Source organism: Streptococcus sp. 20925_1_22 (assembly GCF_041431685.1).
GTDB lineage: Bacteria > Bacillota > Bacilli > Lactobacillales > Streptococcaceae > Streptococcus.
In genome coordinates this window covers 364,887-383,878 of record NZ_JAPVYE010000001.1, presented here as the reverse complement: position 1 = coordinate 383,878, position 18,992 = coordinate 364,887, and the positions used below count along the sequence as shown (strand labels likewise).

At 44.3% G+C, this 18,992-nt stretch carries 12 protein-coding genes; 4 read left to right on the top strand and 8 right to left on the bottom strand.

Going from position 1 to position 18,992, the window contains the following annotated elements; translation table 11 throughout:
• The first annotated feature begins 149 nt into the window (after nucleotides 1-149).
• Nucleotides 150-2,318: an ABC transporter substrate-binding protein/permease gene (locus tag O3621_RS01965; RefSeq protein WP_125341400.1), complete on the top strand. Its 2,169-nt coding sequence runs from the start codon at nucleotides 150-152 to the stop codon at nucleotides 2,316-2,318.
• Complete coding sequence (locus tag O3621_RS01960; RefSeq protein WP_002895249.1) at nucleotides 2,318-3,058, top strand: amino acid ABC transporter ATP-binding protein; 741 nt, start codon at nucleotides 2,318-2,320, stop codon at nucleotides 3,056-3,058. Before O3621_RS01965 ends, O3621_RS01960 begins: the two co-directional genes overlap by 1 nt.
• 57 nt (nucleotides 3,059-3,115) lie before the next feature.
• Here the strand turns inward: O3621_RS01960 and O3621_RS01955 are convergent, their stop codons facing one another.
• The 5 genes from O3621_RS01955 to O3621_RS01935 all read right to left on the bottom strand — a co-directional run bounded on the left by O3621_RS01955 (nucleotide 3,116) and on the right by O3621_RS01935 (nucleotide 10,689).
• Nucleotides 3,116-4,894 carry a serine hydrolase domain-containing protein gene (locus tag O3621_RS01955; protein WP_371513489.1) on the bottom strand — a complete coding sequence of 593 codons (1,779 nt, stop codon included), beginning with the start codon at nucleotides 4,892-4,894 and terminating at the stop codon, nucleotides 3,116-3,118.
• A gap of 64 nt (nucleotides 4,895-4,958) precedes the next feature.
• Nucleotides 4,959-6,740 carry a serine hydrolase domain-containing protein gene (locus O3621_RS01950; RefSeq protein ID WP_371513487.1) on the bottom strand — a complete coding sequence of 594 codons (1,782 nt, stop codon included), beginning with the start codon at nucleotides 6,738-6,740 and terminating at the stop codon, nucleotides 4,959-4,961.
• Between the two features lie 33 nt (nucleotides 6,741-6,773).
• On the bottom strand, nucleotides 6,774-8,558 hold the full coding sequence (locus O3621_RS01945; protein ID WP_314449154.1) for a serine hydrolase domain-containing protein: 1,785 nt from the start codon (nucleotides 8,556-8,558) through the stop codon (nucleotides 6,774-6,776).
• Nucleotides 8,559-8,593: 35 nt separating this feature from the next.
• Nucleotides 8,594-10,384, bottom strand: a complete 1,791-nt coding sequence (locus tag O3621_RS01940) for a serine hydrolase (protein ID WP_371513485.1) — start codon at nucleotides 10,382-10,384, stop codon at nucleotides 8,594-8,596.
• Between the two features lie 113 nt (nucleotides 10,385-10,497).
• On the bottom strand, nucleotides 10,498-10,689 hold the full coding sequence (locus O3621_RS01935) for a hypothetical protein (RefSeq protein ID WP_314449157.1): 192 nt from the start codon (nucleotides 10,687-10,689) through the stop codon (nucleotides 10,498-10,500).
• Between the two features lie 617 nt (nucleotides 10,690-11,306).
• Here O3621_RS01935 and O3621_RS01930 point away from each other — a divergent pair.
• A complete protein-coding gene (locus O3621_RS01930; protein ID WP_111675685.1) occupies nucleotides 11,307-12,839 on the top strand; it encodes an ATP-binding cassette domain-containing protein in 1,533 nt (510 codons plus the stop codon).
• Between the two features lie 90 nt (nucleotides 12,840-12,929).
• Nucleotides 12,930-14,138 carry a DNA helicase UvrB gene (locus tag O3621_RS01925; RefSeq protein ID WP_314449161.1) on the top strand — a complete coding sequence of 403 codons (1,209 nt, stop codon included), beginning with the start codon at nucleotides 12,930-12,932 and terminating at the stop codon, nucleotides 14,136-14,138.
• A gap of 90 nt (nucleotides 14,139-14,228) precedes the next feature.
• On the opposite strand, the gene O3621_RS01920 is transcribed toward O3621_RS01925, so the two are convergent.
• The 3 genes from O3621_RS01920 to O3621_RS01910 form a co-directional block, all read right to left on the bottom strand.
• Nucleotides 14,229-15,965, bottom strand: a complete 1,737-nt coding sequence (locus O3621_RS01920; protein ID WP_314449164.1) for an ABC transporter ATP-binding protein — start codon at nucleotides 15,963-15,965, stop codon at nucleotides 14,229-14,231.
• Entirely contained in the window at nucleotides 15,955-17,697 is a 1,743-nt protein-coding gene (locus tag O3621_RS01915) for an ABC transporter ATP-binding protein (RefSeq protein WP_314449165.1), read from the bottom strand. Before O3621_RS01915 ends, O3621_RS01920 begins: the two co-directional genes overlap by 11 nt.
• 96 nt (nucleotides 17,698-17,793) lie before the next feature.
• Complete coding sequence (locus O3621_RS01910; protein ID WP_314449167.1) at nucleotides 17,794-18,981, bottom strand: MFS transporter; 1,188 nt, start codon at nucleotides 18,979-18,981, stop codon at nucleotides 17,794-17,796.
• Nucleotides 18,982-18,992: the final 11 nt, after the last annotated feature.

Genomic DNA, 18,992 nt, shown 5'->3' with positions numbered 1-18,992 from the left:
ACTTTGCATTAAGAACAAAGAAAAGTTACGGTTCTTCTTACAAAAAACACAGAGTTCATATGTTAGAAAACCTAACATAAAAATAGGAGAAATTTGCCTAATCAGTGTTTTTTTGCTATAATGCTAGAATGCTAAAAAGGAGGAAGAAAATGAAGAAAAAATTCTTAGCAGTCTTGCTAACATTATTTCCATTTTTTGCGTTAGGGGCGACAGCCCAGGCAGATACGGTCAAAATCGTATCCGATACTGCTTACGCACCATTTGAATTTAAAGATTCTGATCAGACTTACAAGGGGATTGACGTTGATATCATCAACAAGGTCGCAGAAATCAAAGGCTGGGACATTGACATGAGCTTCCCGGGCTTCGATGCAGCTGTCAATGCCGTCCAAGCTGGCCAAGCGGACGCTATCATGGCTGGTATGACCAAGACAAGCGAGCGTGAAAAAGTCTTTACCATGTCTGATACCTACTACGACACCAAGGTCGTTATCGCGACGACCAAGGCAAACACCATCAGCAAATATGAACAGCTGAAAGGGAAGAAAGTCGGTGTCAAAACCGGTACAGCTGCCCAACGCTTCCTTGATAAGAACAAGGATAAGTACGGCTACACTCTCAAAACCTTTGACACGGGCGACTTGATGTATAACAGCCTCTCTGCTGGTGATGTAGATGCAGTGATGGACGATCAGCCTGTCATTGAGTACGCCATCAATCAAGGACAAAACCTGAAAATTTCTATGAAGGGTGAGGCTGTTGGTAGCTTTGCTTTCGGTGTCAAAAAAGGCAGCAAGCACGAGCACCTAGTTACTGAGTTTAACGAAGCTTTGGCCCAGATGAAGGAAGACGGCAGTCTGGATGAAATCATTAATAAATGGACGGCTTCTAAAGGCAGCTCTGACTCCGCCGTCCCAGAGACTTCTACTCCTGCCGGTCAAAAAGCTACTCCTACAAAAGACAAATATATCATTGCCAGCGACTCGTCTTTTGCTCCTTTTGTCTTCCAAGATGACAGCAACCAATATACTGGTATTGACATGGAGCTGATTAAGGCTATTGCCAAAGACCAAGGCTTTACTGTGGAAGTCACCAATCCTGGCTTTGATGCAGCTATTAATAGCGTTCAGACCGGTCAGGCTGACGGAATTATCGCCGGCATGTCTGTCACCGATGCCCGCAAGAAAACTTTTGATTATTCTGACCCTTACTATACAGCCAACTCTATCTTGGCAGTCAAGGACAGCAGCAATATCAAGTCCTACGAGGAACTCAAGGGCAAAACCGTCGGTGTCAAAACCGGTACCGCTTCTCAGACTTTCCTTGAGGAAAACAAGAGCAAGTACGGCTACTCTATTAAAACATTCTCAGATGCAGCTTCCATGTATGACAGTCTCAATACTGGCTCTGTCGCAGCTGTGATGGATGATGAGCCCGTTGTCAAATACGCTATCAAACAAGGCAAGAAGCTTAAAACACCTATTGAAGGTACACCAAGCGGCAAAGTCGCTTTCGCAGTCAAAAAAGGCAGCAATCCTGAGCTGATTGAGATGTTTAACAATGGACTGGCCAACCTGAAAGAAAGTGGCAAGTACCAAGAGATTTTAGACAAGTATCTGGCTAGCGAGGAAAAGGAATCCACAGTAGATGAGTCCACTATTTGGGGCTTGCTGCAAAACAACTACCAAGAACTGCTTAAAGGTCTGGGAGTGACGATTGCTTTGGCACTGATTTCATTTGCAATTGCTATGGTTATTGGGATTATCTTTGGTATGTTCAGCGTCAGCCCTTATAAACCGCTGCGCTGGATTGCAGAAATCTTTGTTGATGTCATTCGTGGTATTCCATTGATGATTGTGGCAGCCTTTATCTTCTGGGGTATTCCTAACCTAATCGAATCCATGACTGGTCAACAAAGCCCAATCAATGCTTTCGTTGCAGGAACCATCGCCCTCTCTCTCAATGCTGGCGCCTATATCGCAGAAATTGTCCGTGGAGGTATCCAGGCCGTTCCAGTTGGACAGATGGAAGCTAGCCGCAGCTTGGGGATTTCCTACTCCAAGACCATGCGCAAGATTATCCTGCCACAGGCAACCAAGATTATGTTGCCAAACTTTGTCAATCAGTTTGTCATCGCACTCAAGGATACAACAATTGTCTCAGCTATTGGACTGGCCGAGCTCTTCAAAACGGGTAAGGACATCATCGCCCGCAACTATCAGAGTTTCCGGATGTATGCTATCCTAGCTGTGCTCTATCTCATCATTATCACACTCTTGACCCGCTTGGCAAAACGCTTAGAAAAGAGGATTAAGTAATGGCAAAATTAAAAATCGATGTGAATGATCTTCATAAATATTACGGGGAAAACGAAGTCCTAAAGGGGATTACTGCTAAATTCTACGAGGGCGATGTGGTCTGCATCATCGGTCCTTCTGGATCTGGTAAGTCAACCTTCCTACGCAGTCTCAACCTGCTAGAGGAAGTGACCAGCGGGACTATCACGGTTGATGGCTTTGATTTGACGGACAAAAAGACTGACGTGGATCTGGTCCGTGAAAATATCGGTATGGTCTTCCAGCACTTCAACCTCTTCCCGCACATGACCGTTCTGGAAAATATTACCTTTGCTCCTGTTGAGCACAAGCGCTTGACCCAAGACGAAGCAAACAAGCTGGGTATGGAGCTTTTGGAAAAGGTCGGCTTGGCTGATAAAGCTGATGCTAGTCCAGACAGTCTGTCTGGCGGGCAAAAGCAACGGGTAGCTATTGCTCGCGGTCTGGCTATGAATCCAGACATCATGCTCTTTGACGAGCCTACTTCTGCCCTTGACCCTGAAATGGTCGGCGATGTTCTCAACGTTATGAAGGATCTGGCACAGCAAGGTATGACCATGCTGATTGTGACTCATGAAATGGGCTTTGCCCGTCAGGTAGCCAACCGCGTTATCTTTACCGCTGATGGTGAATTCCTAGAAGACGGCAAGCCTGACCAAATCTTTGACAATCCACAACATCCACGTCTTAAAGACTTCTTGGACAAGGTGCTGAATGTATAAAACCAAACGAAGAGCCAGCTTATATGCCGGCTCTTTTCTTGTTTCAAAATTTTTAAACTAGATCACCCACCATTGGTAAAGTGACCAGTAAAGAATATTAGCTACTATGGCGAGGGCGGATAGACTAGTCAGAACCGTCAAGAAGAGGCGGCCTTTTCTGAGACCCTTTTGAGCCTTGCTAAAGAGCGGATAAACCGCACATCCTGCTAAGAATAGGCCCAGTCCTGCAAAGACCATATAACGCCACTGAGAGATGATACTGAGATCCGTAGCGTTGAAGCTAAGCAGGAGCAACAGTAAATTGCAAGCTACGGTCACTACTCCTGCAGTTGTTAAAATGTGCCACCATTTCCAAGCTCGATTTTGCTTGCTTTTCACCTTGCCAAAGGCCAGTCGATAAAGGACCAGCGCAAGCCGCATAAGTAGATTGACCAAAGCATAAACAAGACTAAGAGCAGCCAAAGCAATCAACCCAAACTTAGTCCAGATTTCCCAGTCAGGGAGTCTCTCCAAATCACTGACTGGAGTAGCAATTCTCGTTTTGCCATTTCCACTTTTATAAATAGTCCAAAACAAATGATCCATTCGCTCCGAGGACGGCTTCTTCATATGAAGCATATTACCTGGAAAGAGCTGGTACAAAGAGAGCGGACCTTGGTTAAAATTCCGAAGAATTTGATAATAGCCTGGTTCGAACTTTTTCTGAGTTTCTGCACTGGCTGTCGGACGTTTTCCGAAAATCAATTCTGGCATGCCACCATTATAAATTTCTTCCAAGCCTTGATTGGTCATGATTACCTGCCCGATACCATTCTTCAGATCCAGCCGAAGAAAGCTGGAAAAACCATTTGTATTACCGCCGTGTCCTAGCACTGTAACGGCAAATTCACTAGCCCAGAAGCCATGAGCATTACGAACGATATCTGTACCAGGATAATACGAAGTGCCAGTGTATAGTTTGTCCCAAGTCTCTGACCGAGCAAAGAGAGTTTTTCGACTTAGCAGGGCCTGAGCAAATTTTTGCAAATCACTCAATGTTCCTGTTGACCGACCAACTGGATACAGGCCGACTTCATAAAGAGCATCGCCTAACAGGCTGCCATCTGCCGCATATCCTTTTACTTGCTTGCGCTTGGCTTGGACATAAGCATTGTCGGACAAGTCTTGAGCTATGGCTGTTCTCTCCATTCCCAGAGGCTTGAAGATATGCTTATGAGCATAATCAACAAAGGATTGCCTCGAAATTCGCTCCACAATATAGGCAGCCAATCCAGTACTGTAGTTGGAATAAGCTGTCGTTGTACCTGGCTCAAAGGACTGAATCGGCTGATATTGGAGCAGCAAGTCCTCTAAACTCTTATCCCCTTGCATATAGAGAGGGGCTTCGTCAAAGCCAGACTGATGGTTCATCAGATTCAACATAGTGATGGGCTTGTCGTAGCGGAGATTTCTGAGAAAGCCCTCTGGCAAATAGGTGCGAATATCTTCTTCTAGGTTAATCTTGCCCTCTTCCCAGAGCTGCATGACAGAGACCCAGACAGTTAGTTTGGTCACGGACCCCCATTCAAAGACACTATTGTCATCCGTTTGGAGTCCTTTTTCTTTATCCATAAAGCCAAAATTTCCTTGATAGATAGTGCCTTCTTTGTCAAATACCGCCGTTGCCATGCCAGCTGTTGTCTTTTCGTGCTCTTTGACATAGTCTTGGATTTTCTGACCAATTTTGTCTCGTTCCGTACCAGACGGCAACTTCTGCTCTTCAGCTAGCGCGGTGGCTGGGCGAAAAAGCCCCAATGTTAAAATAGTTAAAAGTGTGAGAATAAATGTTTTTTTCATGCGATTCTCCTTTGCAGAATTATGCAGACAAAGCCCACCTTCCCAAAGGAAGACAGGCAACTTATCACATCACCCACCACTGGTAAAGCGACCAGTAGAGAATATTGGCTACGATAGCGAGTGCAGATAGACTAGTCAGAACCGTCAGGAAGAGGCGACCTTTTCCGAGACTCTTTCGAGCCTTGCTAAAGAGCGGATAAACCGCACATCCTGCTAAGAACAGGCCCAGTCCTGCAAAGACCATATAGCGCCAAGATTGAACAATTGAGTAATCCTGATTTATGGCAGCCAGTAAAAGCAGAATGAGATTGCCAGTAAACAACAGCATTCCTAGAGAAGTCAGGAAATTCCAAATCTTCCAAGAGCGAGGAGCCGAACTTTTTGCTTTACGCAGGATGAGACGGAAACCGCCAATCAAAGAACTAATCAAGACATTTCCCAAAGCAAACACGAGCGCCAGAGCTCCGAGAAACACGACTAGATAATGCCTAAAGAGAACTGAATCAGAAATCCTTTCTGCATTAAGGACACCGAATTCGAGGCGGTCAGCACCTTGGCTTCGGTCAATAGTCCAGAAAGTGCTCAGCAGATCTGGCTGATCTGATACTTTATTGATCTTTTGGATGGCCCCAGGGATCATGAGCATGAAGGACAGTGGCCCCCTATTATAGCTTCTCAGATAGTGGTAAGAGCCAGGCTTGAATTGCTTTTTAGTAGCTTCGCTGACAGTCTGCATCTTGCCAAATGTCAGCTCCGGCATTTGAACATTGTAAACTTGTTCATACAGTTGATTGGTTAAGATGACTTGGCCGATGCCATTTTTCAGATCTAAGTAAAGATAGCTAGAAAAGCCATCAGCATTACCACTGTGTCCCAGCAAGGTAACACCGTAGTGACTGGCCCAAAAGCCATGAGCATTACGAACAATATCCGTACCAGGGTGGGTAGAGGTTGTTGAGTAAAGCTCGGTCCAAGTTTCTGGACGATGAAAGAGCGCCTTACGTTCCAGCAAGGCCTTGGCGAATGTCTGCAGGTCTCCTAGAGTCCCCACAGCCCCTCCGATTGGGTACATCCAGAGCTTAAATGGTGTATCACCCAATAGCTTACCTTGGTCATCATAGCCCTTGTCTTCCTTGCGCTTTTCCTGTACATAAGCGTTGTCCGATAAGTCAGGCAAGATAGCAGTCCGATCCATGCCCAGCGGCTCAAAAACATGCTCATGGACATAGTCTGCATACTTCTGCCCAGATATCCGCTCCACGATATAAGATGCTAAAGCCGTGCTGAAGTTAGAGTATGATGTCGTCGTACCCGGCTCAAAGGACTGAATAGGCTGGTAATCACGGAACTGCTCTTCCAAGTCGCTCTTGTCTCCCTTTTTGTAGAGTGGCATTTCATCAAAGCCAGCCTGATGGTTCATCAGATCCAGCATGGTGATAGGCTTATCGTAGCGAAGATTGCGGAGAAAGCCTTCTGGCAGATAAGTTTTGATGTCTGCTTCCATGTCGATTTTGCCCTCTTCCCAGAGCTGCATGACCGACACCCAGACCGTCAACTTAGTGATTGAAGCCCATTCAAAAACACTGTCATCGTCAACTTTGACTTTGTTTTCCTTATCCACATATCCAAAGTTTCCCTTGTAGATGGTTCCGTTTTTATCAAAGACAGCGGTCGTCATTCCGACAGTTGTCTTTTCATGTTCCTTGACAAAACTTTCGATTTTTTGACCGATTTTGTCGCGGTCCGTACCAGACGGAAGCTTCTGCGAGTCAGCTAAAGCAGCTGTCGGTCGGAAGATTCCTAGCGTCAAAATGGTTAAAAGAATGATTAGAATAGATTTTTTCATGAGAGACTCCTTTGTGCAATGGAGCTGCGCTTATTACAGACCCCACCACTGATAAAGTGACCAGTAGAGAATATTGATAACAATAGCTAGAGCTGACAGACTAGTCAATACTGTCAGATAGAGTCGGCTCTTACTCAGTCCTTTTCTTGCCTTGATCAGAAGTGGGAAGACTGCACAGCCAGCCAGAATCAATCCCAGACCGGCAAAGACAATGTAACGCCAGCTAGCTAGAAAGCTCAGATCGTTGGTAGCAAATGTGTTGAAGAGGAGGAGGAAGTTTATAGCCACACCTACTCCAGCTAAAGAAGTTAGATAAGTCCAGATGCGAAGAGATTTTGGTGTTTTAGATTGACCTTTTTTGAAGACCAAGCGGAAGAGATCCAGTCCGCCTCGTGCCAAAAAGAGAATGATACTGAAAACAATTCCGACTGCCGCTGAAATAAGCAAGGACCAGTCTTTCAGAATCTCGCTATCCTTGACTCTGAAGTTATCGCCATAGGAAGCTGTTACTTTAGTCTCGTTTCCACTACCGCTGACTACTGAAAAATTCTGACTCAAAAGCGGATTATCCTTAGATTTCTTGACAAACTGAGTGTAAAGCAAAGTTCTGGAGATAGACATAGGACCACTTGCAAAGTAGCGAGCAGATCGGTAATTTCCAGACTGGAATTTGTCAAAGGTGGCTGAGTCCGTCTTTTTCTTAGGTCCAAAAACCAAGGCTGGCATTTCATAGTTATAAACCAACTCATGATCTTGATTCGTCATAATGGTCATACCTATACCATTTTTCAAGTCCAACAGAATATAAGATGAGTAGCCAGTCGAGTTTCCTCCATGGCCAACAAGCGTCGTGCCGTACTCTTGTGTCCAAAAACCGTGCATATTGAGCGGCATATCCGTTCCTGGATAATTCGATGTTGCTGTGTAAAGGGTTGTCCAAGTCTCAGTGTTCTTAAAGAGTTTTTCTTTCTTCAAAAGCGCTTGGGCAAACTTCTGGAAGTCAGCCAGAGTGGAGACGGCATTCCCTGCTGGGTAAAGTCCTAAATGATAATAGCTAGTGCCCATAGATGTCTGACCGTCCGCCCGATAAGAGATCTGCTCCATCCGCTTCTGGTAAATCTTTGGATTTTCCTTAAAGTCGGCTGATAGAGCAGTGTCTTTCATCCCTAGTGGTTGAAAGATATGCTCATGGACATAGGCCGAGAAGTCCTGACCGGAGATTCTCTCAACGATATAGGCTGCCAGACTAGCTGAAAAGTTCGAGTAGGCTGTCATGGTGCCTGGTTCGTAAGACTGTTCTGGCTGATTAACTGCCAGAATCTCCTCAATAGACAAGCCCTTATCTTCCTTGTAGGCATGGGTAGACTCGCCAAAGCCGGCCTGATGGTTCATGAGATCTGTCATAGTAACGGGCTTTTCGTAGCGCAAAGTCTTCATAAATCCCTCTGGCAGATAGGTGCGAATGTCTTCGTCAAGGTCAATCTTGCCCTCTTCCCAGAGCTGCATAACGGAGACCCAGATAGCTAGTTTCCCTACTGACCCCCATTCAAAGACACTACTGTCGTCGGCTTTAATGCCTTTTTCCTTGTTCATATAGCCAAAACTACCTTTGTAAATAGTCCCGTCCTTGTCAAAAACAGTTGTTGCCATACCGGCTGTTGTCTTTTCATGTTCCTTGACAAAGTCTTGGATTTTCTGACCGATTTTGTCACGCTCCGTACCAGACGGCAACTTCTGCTCCTCAGCCAAGGCTGTAACCGGTCGGAAGAGTCCTAGAGTTATAATCGTTAAAAGTGTTAGAATAAATGATTTTTTCATGTGATTCTCCTTTGCAGAATTATTCGGGCAACTTATCACATCGCCCACCACTGGTAGAGCGACCAATAAAGAATGTTAGCTACGATAGCGAGAGCAGATAGACTCGTCATGACTGTCAATAAGAGCCGACCTTTGCCAAGTCCCTTTCGAGCCTTACTCAAGAACGGATAGATGGCACATCCTGCTAAGATTAAACCTAGAACTGTAAAGACTATATAAGGCCATATGCTATAGGGGTAACTACGATTACTTGCTAGAAAAGCTGCAACAAGGCCATAGAAATTTAAAGCCACTCCTACTGCTGCTAAAGAGGTTAGATAAGTCCAAATCCGAAGTTTCTTAGGTGTTTTAGGCTGGCCTTTTTTGAATACCAATCGGAAAAGATCTAAACCACCCCGTACCAAAAAGAGAATGATACTGAAAACAATTCCGACTACCGCTGCAATAATCATGGCCCAGTCTGCCAAAATTTCGCTATCCTTGACTCTGAAATAACCTCCATAGGCAGCTGTCACCTTGACCTTATCTCCGCTGCCACTGACTACTGAAAAATCCTGACTCAAAAGTGGATTGTCCTCGGATTTCTTGACAAAACTAGTATAGAGGAATAAGCTTCTAGAGATAGACATAGGACCACTGGCAAAGTAGCGAGTAGATCGGTAATTTCCAGACTGGAATTTGTCAAAGGTGGCTGAGTCCGTCTTTTTCTTAGGTCCAAAGACCAAAGCCGGCATCTCATGGTTGTAGACGAATTCGTGTTCTTGATTCGTCATGATAGTCATACCGATGCCATTTTTCAAGTCTAGCAGGATGAAAGAGGAATACCCCAAGGTATTACCGCTATGGCCAACAACAGTCATGCCAAACTCTGTAGCCCAGAAACCGTGCATATTGAGCGGCAGCTCTGTCCCTGGATAGGTCGAGGTCACTGTGTATAGGGTCGCCCAAGTCTCAGCTCGCTGGAAGAGCTTCTCTTTCTTCAAAAGCGCTTGGGCAAACTTCTGAAAGTCAGCCATGGTAGAGGCAGCATTTCCCATTGGATAGAGCGCTGAGTATAAATAGGCAGTCCCCTTCGAAGTCTGACCATCTGCACTATAGGACAAGGCCTCCATTCGCTTCTTATAAACCTTAAGATTATCCTTCAAATCTGAAGACATAGCTGTATCATTCATCTCTAATGGCTGGAAGATATGCTCATGGACATAGGTAGAGAAGTCCTGTCCGGAGATTCGCTCGACGATATAGCTCGCCAAACCGGCAGAGAAGTTTGAGTAGCTGGTCATGGTGCCGGGTTCGTAGGACTGGGTTGGCTGATTATTGGCTAAGCTTTCCTCAATTGTCAATCCTGTCTCTTCCTTAAGGCCCTGAATTGACTCGCTAAATCCCGCCTGATGGTTCATGAGGTCAATCATAGTGATCGGCTTGTCATAGCGAAGGTTTTTTAAAAATCCCTCTGGCAAATAGGTGCGGATGTCTTCCTCTAGGTCAATCTTTCCCTCTTCCCAGAGCTGCATGACGGAGACCCAAACCGTCAGCTTGGTAACCGATCCCCATTCAAAAACGCTGCTATCATCTGTTTTGACTTTCTTTTCCTTGTTCATATAGCCAAAGTTTCCTTTGTAGATGGTGCCATCCTTATCAAAGACCGTCGTCGACAAACCAGCTGTTGTTTTTTCATGTTCCTTGACAAAACTTTCGATTTTCTGACCAATTTGGCTGCGCTCCGTGCCAGACGGCAACTTCTGATCCTCAGCCAAGGCGGTAACTGGTCGGAAGAGTCCTAGAGTTATAATCGTTAAAATTGTTAGAATAAATGATTTTTTCATGATATTTCCTTTCTATTTAGCTTCAACAATCGCATAGGCAATACTTCTGTATACCATTCGGATAAAAATTCTTAACATAGCTTTCTCCTTTCTTAAGCAATGATTTGCATCATCTAATCAAAAGTCACTGCTTCTACAGCCACCCTTGTCGCTTCATCTTTCTTGACATAGTCCTGAATTTTTTGGCTAATCTGAATGACCGCCGTGTTAGACTTCAAAGATTGCTCCATCGTCTTAGCTTGAGGCGTTTTTACCAATCCTAAGCTTAGGAATGTCAAAAGCCAGAGAAATAAGGTTTTTGGCATGGTTTCTTACTCCTTAGATACAATTTAAAATGACGACTGGAATCTATCCCATTCCAGCTCTTCTTATCTTTTACAAATTTTAGGCCTATTTGTATAATCATTTTATATATATAATTTTTATATACAAGACGATTATATATAATTTTCTAGTATATGTCAAATTTTTATATAATTAAAAAATTATATATCAAAATCAGCTTAAAAGCCTTGAAATCAATATTCTTAGAGGTTTTATAAAAATTTGCTCCAAAAATCTTTTAAAAATTTTTATTTATTTGAAAGCGCTTGACGAATTTACTTTCTTCTGTTAGACTTAAAGCAGAACTATTTCGGAGGTACACGGAGACATGAAAAATTAAGTCTATTTTTTAAAGGAAACTTTATTTAGTAGATTTTGTCATGTTTCTGCATATCCGCGGGATGTTCGTTTTTGGTGCTTTCTAGCTTTTATTTGCTTATCTTTAGATTAATCCTGTCGCTCCTATGACAGTGTAAGCTGGAAGCCTATAGACGAATAATCCTACTTAGACACTCCTGTGTCTGCTTTGTGCAACTAAAAACAGCTCTGCTAAATAAAGCAGGGCTGTATTTTGTGTTATAAAACGAAGGAGACATCTATGCTTCAAATAAGAAATCTAACCATTACCCATCTAAAAGACCTGAAGGAGTTAGTCAAAGATTTGTCACTGACTGTCAATCAAGGAGACAAGGTCGCTATTATCGGTGAGGAGGGCAATGGCAAGTCCACCCTACTCAAGCTCCTGCTAGACGAGCGACTGGTCAGCTCCTATGTCAGCTACAACGGACAGATTGATAAGTCCTATACTGCTGCTGTCTACTTACCCCAGCAGCTACCTTCAGAGGATGCCCAACTGACGCTCAATGACTATTTCTTTGCTGATTTTGAGACAGAACTGGACTATGACAAGCTCTACCGCTATGCTGGGGAGCTCAACTTTGACAGCCAGCGTTTTGCTAGTCAGCAGCAGCTCTCTAGCCTATCTGGAGGAGAAAAGCTCAAAGTCCAACTCATCAAGAAACTAGCCAGTGATTGGGACATTCTCTTTCTTGACGAACCCTCTAATGACCTTGATCTCGAAACTCTGACTTGGCTGGAAAACTTTATCAGCCACAGCCAGAGAACGGTCCTTTTCGTCTCTCACGACGAGCACTTTCTCGCTCAAGCTGCGACTAAGATTGTTCATCTGGAGCGAATCAAAAAGAAGCAGGAGGCTAGAACCAGTGTCAAGAGTCTGGACTATGAAAATTACCGCCATCAACGTCAGGAGGCCTTTGAAAAACAAGCTCAATTGGCACGGAAAGAGCGGGAAGAACACGCCAAGACCATGGAAAAACACAGAAGAGTTAAGCAGAGTGTAGAGCATACTTTACGAAACACCCACGACGCTACTGCAGGTCGACTGGTGGCTAAGAAGATGAAAAGCGTCCTCTCACAGGGCAAACGATTTGAAAAGGCAGGCGCTGAAATGACCGAAATTCCGACACAGGAAGATGTCATCAGCCTTCACTTCTCAGACATAGAAGCTCTGCCATTGGCCAAAAGAATCCTGAAATTAGAAGGAATGAAACTGGAAACAGACGAACGACAACTGGCGGAGAACCTGACTCTGGAGGTCTGTGGCCAGGAAAAAATCGGGCTGATTGGTGCTAATGGTGTAGGCAAGTCTACTCTGCTTAAGGAAATATGGAAGATCTTGCGTGAGCGGACAGACATGCTAGTAGGCTACATGCCCCAGCATTATGGTGACTTGCTGACTGATGAGAGCAGTCCCTTGGACTTTCTGGCTTCCTCTGGCGACAAGTCCCATGAGGAGAAAATCCTGACGCATCTAGCCAGTCTCCAGTTCACGCGCGACGAGGCCCGCCACCCGATTGGGCAGCTTTCCGGCGGTCAAAAAGCCAAGCTACTCCTGCTCAAACTAGTCCTAGACCGCCCCAATGTCCTCCTGCTGGACGAGCCAACCCGCAACTTCTCTCCCACCTCTCAGCCCCAGGTTCGCCAGCTTTTGGCGACCTATCCTGGCGCCATCATAGCTGTCTCCCACGACCGAATCTTTCTCAAAGAAGTCTGCCAGAAGATTTATAAACTGACAGAAACAGGGTTGGAAGATGTTGAATTTGAAAAGTAATTCAAAAATTTTCTTCATTGTCTTTATTGACTACTTATGGTCACTTCCTTTATAATGAAGATAGTTTCATAGAAAGTTCAGGTTTTAAACATGGGAGATATCATAAATATTGCTGCTGAAAACACACTTAACAAAAAAGAGATTTTTAACGAACAAACCCAATTCGTTGAACTCACAGATCAGATACTTTTACAAACTCGTTCTGAAATTGAACAACCAACTACAATAAAGATACCAATTATTGAGTTGTCAGAATTAGGAACTACTGTAGCTTCTCTTATCCCTAATTTGACAAAAGTTGTCCAAGGAAATAATGGCGAAAAAGCCTATCGCATTGTTAATAAAGCTGCTGGCGATACCTTAAAAAAGGCAAAAAATGGTAACTACTGGGGAGCTCTGCGAAAAGCGGATGGAGGCTCGAAATTTGTCCAACTTCAAGAAATAAGTGAACTTGCAAATGAAGGATTGATGATTCAACCACAAGTTATCATTGTCGCTGCACTCTTATATTCTGTTGAGAAAAGATTAGACAATATTGTTGAACTTGAGAAACAAATTTTATCATTTTTAGAAACCGAAAAAGAATCTTCAATTGAAGCCGATGCCGAGACATTGATGGATTTAATTAGGAAATATAAGCATAATTGGGACAATAGCCACTTCGTCTCCAGCAGCCATAAAATGGTAATGGATATTCAGAGAAGTGCGAGACAGCAAATGACTTCCTACCAAAAGAAATTAGAAGAAGATTTAAAGTCTACCCCTCTTCTTATAATCCAATCAGAAGTTTCATCGGCTAAGAAAAAAATTAGTAAGAAATTTAAATACTACAGCTTATCTCTATACACCTATTCACTGGCATCTTATATCGAAATTATGCTCAGTGGAAATTTAGCTGAAAAAAATATATTATCTATCAATGAAGAAATCGAAAAACTTTCTTCTGCCTATTCTGCCATGTTTACAAAATGTCTAAATTATTTAGAAAAAATGAGCGAATCCTCTATTGAATCCAATGTATTGAAAGGTGTAGGAGAAGCAAGCAAAGCAATAGGCGGTTTCTTAGGAAATATTCCTTTTATCAAGGACGGCCCTGCAGATGAATTTCTCCAAGACGGCGGAGAAGAGCTAAATAAAAGCGCAAAGAAAATGGAAAAAGATATAATTAAATCATTCAAAAAATTAAAAAATGCTAAAACATCTGTTTTTATTGATAGGCTCAATGAACTGAACCAAATCTACAACCATACATCAGATGTATGTATAGACAATGAGAATATTTATTTTATTGTTTCATAGTACTATAGTCTATAAGCAAAAAGAGTTGGAATTTCCAACTCTTTTAGTTTTGTTTAGCATCAATCTGTGAACTTTAATAAAGCTCCCCTTCTACTCCTGCGCCGTCTGCATTTGGTAATAAACACCTTTGGCATCCATGAGCTCCTGGTGATTACCATGCTCGACGATATCACCATCTACCATAACGAGGATGATGTCAGCATTTTGAATAGTGGACAGGCGGTGGGCGATGATAAAGCTAGTCCGACCCACCATGAGCTTGCTGAAAGCCTCCTGAATCAAGACTTCTGTTCGGGTATCGATGGAGGAAGTCGCCTCATCCAAGATTAGGATTTTAGGAACAGCAAGGAAGACACGCGCAATGGTCAAGAGCTGCCGCTGACCTTGAGAAAGGGAGTCCCCAGCATCCGCTAGATAGGTGTCGTACCCCTGAGGCAGCTGCTGGATAAAGAAATGAGCATTGGCCGCCTTGGCAGCTGCAATGACCTCTTCTCGGCTGGCGTCTGGCCGGCCAAAAGCTATGTTGTCATGAATGGTCGCCGTCTTGAGCCAAGTCTCCTGCAGTACCATACCAAAATGCTGACGATAAGAGGCTCTAGTGTAATGCGTTATGGGAGTACCGTCTAGCGAAATAAGACCACTGTCTACATTGTAAAATCGCATGAGGAGATTGATCAAGGTAGACTTGCCAGCACCAGTTGGCCCGACAATAGCAACCTTACTAGCTGCTGGAATCCTTATATTCAAATCCTGAATCAGCTCTTTTCCAGGCTCATAGCCAAAAGCTACATGCTCGAAGCTAATCTGTCCTTTGATATCTTCCGACTGGAGGATTTCCTGACCAGACTCAGCTATTTCTTCTTGGTCCAAAACGCTGTAAATTCGCTCCGCACAAGCTAAAGCGCTCTGCAATTCCGACATGACTGACGATATATCATTGAAAGGCTTGGTGTACTGGTTGACATAGTTGAGAAAGGTTACCAGCTGCCCGACCGTAAAGCCTGTTCCCTGAATGATTCGGACAGCCCCAAAGCCCACAATCAAAGCATAGATTAGGGCATTGATAAAACGAGTCGAAGGATTAACCGTCGAAGAATAGAAAATAGCCGCCTGCGAATAGTCCGCATAGATTTGATTACTGCGAGTAAAAGCTGTATCAAACTGCTCCTGAGCATTAAAAGCCTGAATCAGACTCTCCTGAGTTAGACTTTCCTCAATCAGCTGGGTCTGTGCCCCTCTCGCCTGCGTCTGACGTTGGAAAAAACTAAAACTCTTTCTAGCAATAAAGCGAGCCAAGAAGAGAGAAAGGGGCGTCAAAAGCAGAACCAAAAGCAGGAGGAAAAGGTCCAATCTGGCCATGCTAATGATAGTCACTAAAATTGTCAGCAAACCCACAAAAAACTGATTAAAAACCATAAGCAGGCCATTGCTGAGCTGCTCCAAATCTGTCGTCACCCGACTAACCAAGTCACCAGTTCCATGCCGATCCAGATAAGCCAAAGACAAATAATGAACTTTCTTGATAACGCCTTGACGGAGCTGCTGGCTATAGCGATAAACCAGCTGATTATAGAGCAAGGGATTGAGCCACTGAATCAGCGTATTGGCTAAGATGACCAGCAGCATCTGCCCCAAAATCGGCATCACATGCTGCTCCGATTGAGGGAGAAGAACACTATCTACCGCATTCCCGATTAAAACTGGGAGAAGAACAGTCAGAGCCACTTGAACCACCGTTCCCAGACTAGCTAGAAGAAAGAGCCAGCGCGCCTGCAGCAAATCGCGAGCCAAACGCCTCAAGCTGCTAGGTGATGTCTTATGCTTCATGCTTGCCCTCCTCTCCTTGACTATGCTGTGAGTGATGAATTTCTCGGTAAATGGCAGAGCTGATTAAGAGTTCCTCATGGCGACCAAGAGCCACCTGTTCTCCCTTATCTAGGACTAAAATTTGATCCGCTGAGCGCAAACTATTGGTCCGCTGAGAGATCAAGATCAGACTGGTCTCTGTCAATTCTTTCTTAATAGACTGCAAGAGCCTAGCCTCTGTCAGATAGTCCAGAGCTGAGGTCGCATCATCTAAAATCAAGAAAGGCGCCCTCCGCAAGACAGCTCTGGCAATGGTTAAACGCTGACGCTGACCACCAGAAAAATTCCGACCAAAGGCCTCTACAGTCGCATCCAAGCCACCTTCCTTCTGAGAGACAAAGTCCGCTGCCTGAGCAATCTCTAAAGCCTGCCACAAGTCTGCATCTGTTGGCTTGGTTGACATACCCAAGGTTAGATTGGAACGAACAGTTCCTTGGAAAAGCTCCGCCTTCTGAGGCACCAGACTGATCCAAGACCGCCATTCTCTAAGATGTTTAGGACTGCGTCCTTGGGAAAAGATGGCCAACTGACCAGCAGCCACAGGATAAAGATGAGCCAGCAGCTGAACCAGAGTAGACTTCCCTGAACCTGTCCCGCCAATAACCCCCAAAGTCTGACCCCTTTTCAAATCAAAAGTCAGACCAGTCAAGGCTGGACTAGCTGCATTTGGATAGGAAAAACTAACCTGCTGGACTTTAATGGCTTGATTTGCCAGAGCTGTTTCCTGCACTAATTCCTGTAGGACATCTTCTTCTGCTTGCTCGAAGACCTGACTGATACGACCTGCACTGATATAGCTTTGATTGAGTGAGTTGACTAGCATAGCTAGCTTGAGCAATTCCACCAAAATCTGCAATAAATAATTGACCAAGGCCACTAGCATCCCCTGAGTCAGTAAGCCCTTGCCGATAAAGGTATTCCCCTGCCAAATCACAGCAATCAGGGTACCATTGACCGTAAGAAAGGTCAGAGGGCTAATCAGACTAGCCAGAGCTCCCGTCCTGATTTGCCAGGTTTTATAGAGCTCGTTGCGATTGCGAAAGGACTGAACCTCGCGCTGGGTCTGACCGAAAGCGCGTATGACCCGCATGCCCTGCAGCTGCTCACGCGTCAGATTGACCAGTTGGTCTGTCAGCTGACGAATCTTAGCATAGAGAGGATTCATCAGACGAGACATGAGAACGATAATAGCTGTTAAAATTGCCACCATGAGGAAGAACCACAAGGTAATGACCGGACTGATAGTAAAGGCCATGATGATAGAGCCAAAAACGATGATGGGCGCCCGCAGAAAGAGACGAAGGAATTGATTGATGCCCGTCTGGATCTGATAGGTGTCACTTGTCAACCGAGTCACCAAGCTAGAGGTCGTTAGCTCGTCCCGACTGACCTTGGGCAAGCGCAGAATCTTCTGGTAGAGGTCACCTGTCATCTGACGAGTAAAGCCCACTGCCGCCTTTGACGAATAATACTGGGCCACCACCGCTACCACCACGCCCAGAGCAGCCAAGCCCATCAAAAGAAAAACCATCCAGTAAAGATGGGAGCTGTCGTGTCTAGGAATGGTCTCGTCCACAATTCCCGCAATCAAAATCGGAACCAAGAGTTCAAAACTGGCTTCCAAAAGCTTGAACAAGGGCCCAAGAAGAGACTCACTGATGTAGCCCTTGAAATATTTCAATAAATCTTTCATACTGCCTACTTCTCCATTAAACTGTATATATTTTACCATAATTTTCAAAGGGTAAAAAATATTCTCCTTCTGACCAGCAGAAAGAGAATATTGATTTTAGACTTCTTGTAAGTTCTGGCTTATTTTCTTTAGACCCATATACAAAAACGGTGTCGCTGCTAATAAGAAGCCGCCCAAACCTATAAAAGTCCAATCGAAGCCAAAGTGATCAATCAACCAGCCCGTCACAGGGAAAATGACAATCATACTCAGACTGAACATCATAGAATAGACACTGAGAATGGTAGCCCGTACTTCACTTGGCAGCTGCTTTTGCAAATCATTGTCAAAAATCGGCTGGAAAAGAGCATACAAGGCGTTGCTGATTAGATAAATCAAAATATAGATGATTGGCGTTCCAAAATAGGAAAACAGGTAAGTCACTCCAGTTAGAAGAACTACTGAAGGAAAAAGTTTCAAGGCAGAATACTTCTTTCCAATCACACTCGCCAGATAGACCGCTAAGATATTCAAAGCACTGCCAATCAGCATAACTACTGAAATCTGCCAATCTTTTAAGTCAGGCAATTGATTTTGATAATAAAAATAAAACATGCACATGAGTGTTCCGATGATTTGGGAAAGAATCATCCAGGTAAATAGACTGGGATTTCTTTGCAATTCCTCTTTGACAGCCCAGATAATCTTTTTCATGGTCAGACATTCTGCTTTCTCTGCCTTGACACTTGGCTCTTTAAGCATCCAGGTCAAGAGAAGAACGATGATAGAGGTGCCAATCATGATATAGTAGGTCAGATGCAATTGTCCATGGACAAAAAATCCAGCCCAGACCGTTCCCAAAGACCGGGTCGCTTCAGCCACTCCAGACATAAAACTGGAGATGGATAAGTAACGTTCCTTGAGTCCGGCCTCCATAGAAGAATCATAAACCATGGCCGCACTTGTCCCCGAATCAAAATTATAAGACCAAGCACTAATCACCATAGCCAGTGCATAGATCCAAAAGTTCCCCTGCCCGGCCAACATGAGAACAGAAGACACAATCCCGGCTATCCGGCTCAGATACAGATTAGTCTTGTAGGAAAAGCGATCCGCCATCATCCCGGAAGGAATTTCACAAATAACGCTAGTCGCATGAAAAATACTTTCCAAAAGCCCGATCTGCCAAAGGGACATGCCGTTTTGACTTAGAAATAAAATCCAAAAACTAGTAATGCCTAGAAAGGCAAAAAATTCTACTCCGGCCATCAGGCCGATATTTTTCCGATAACTTCTTTTAAACATATTTTCTCCTT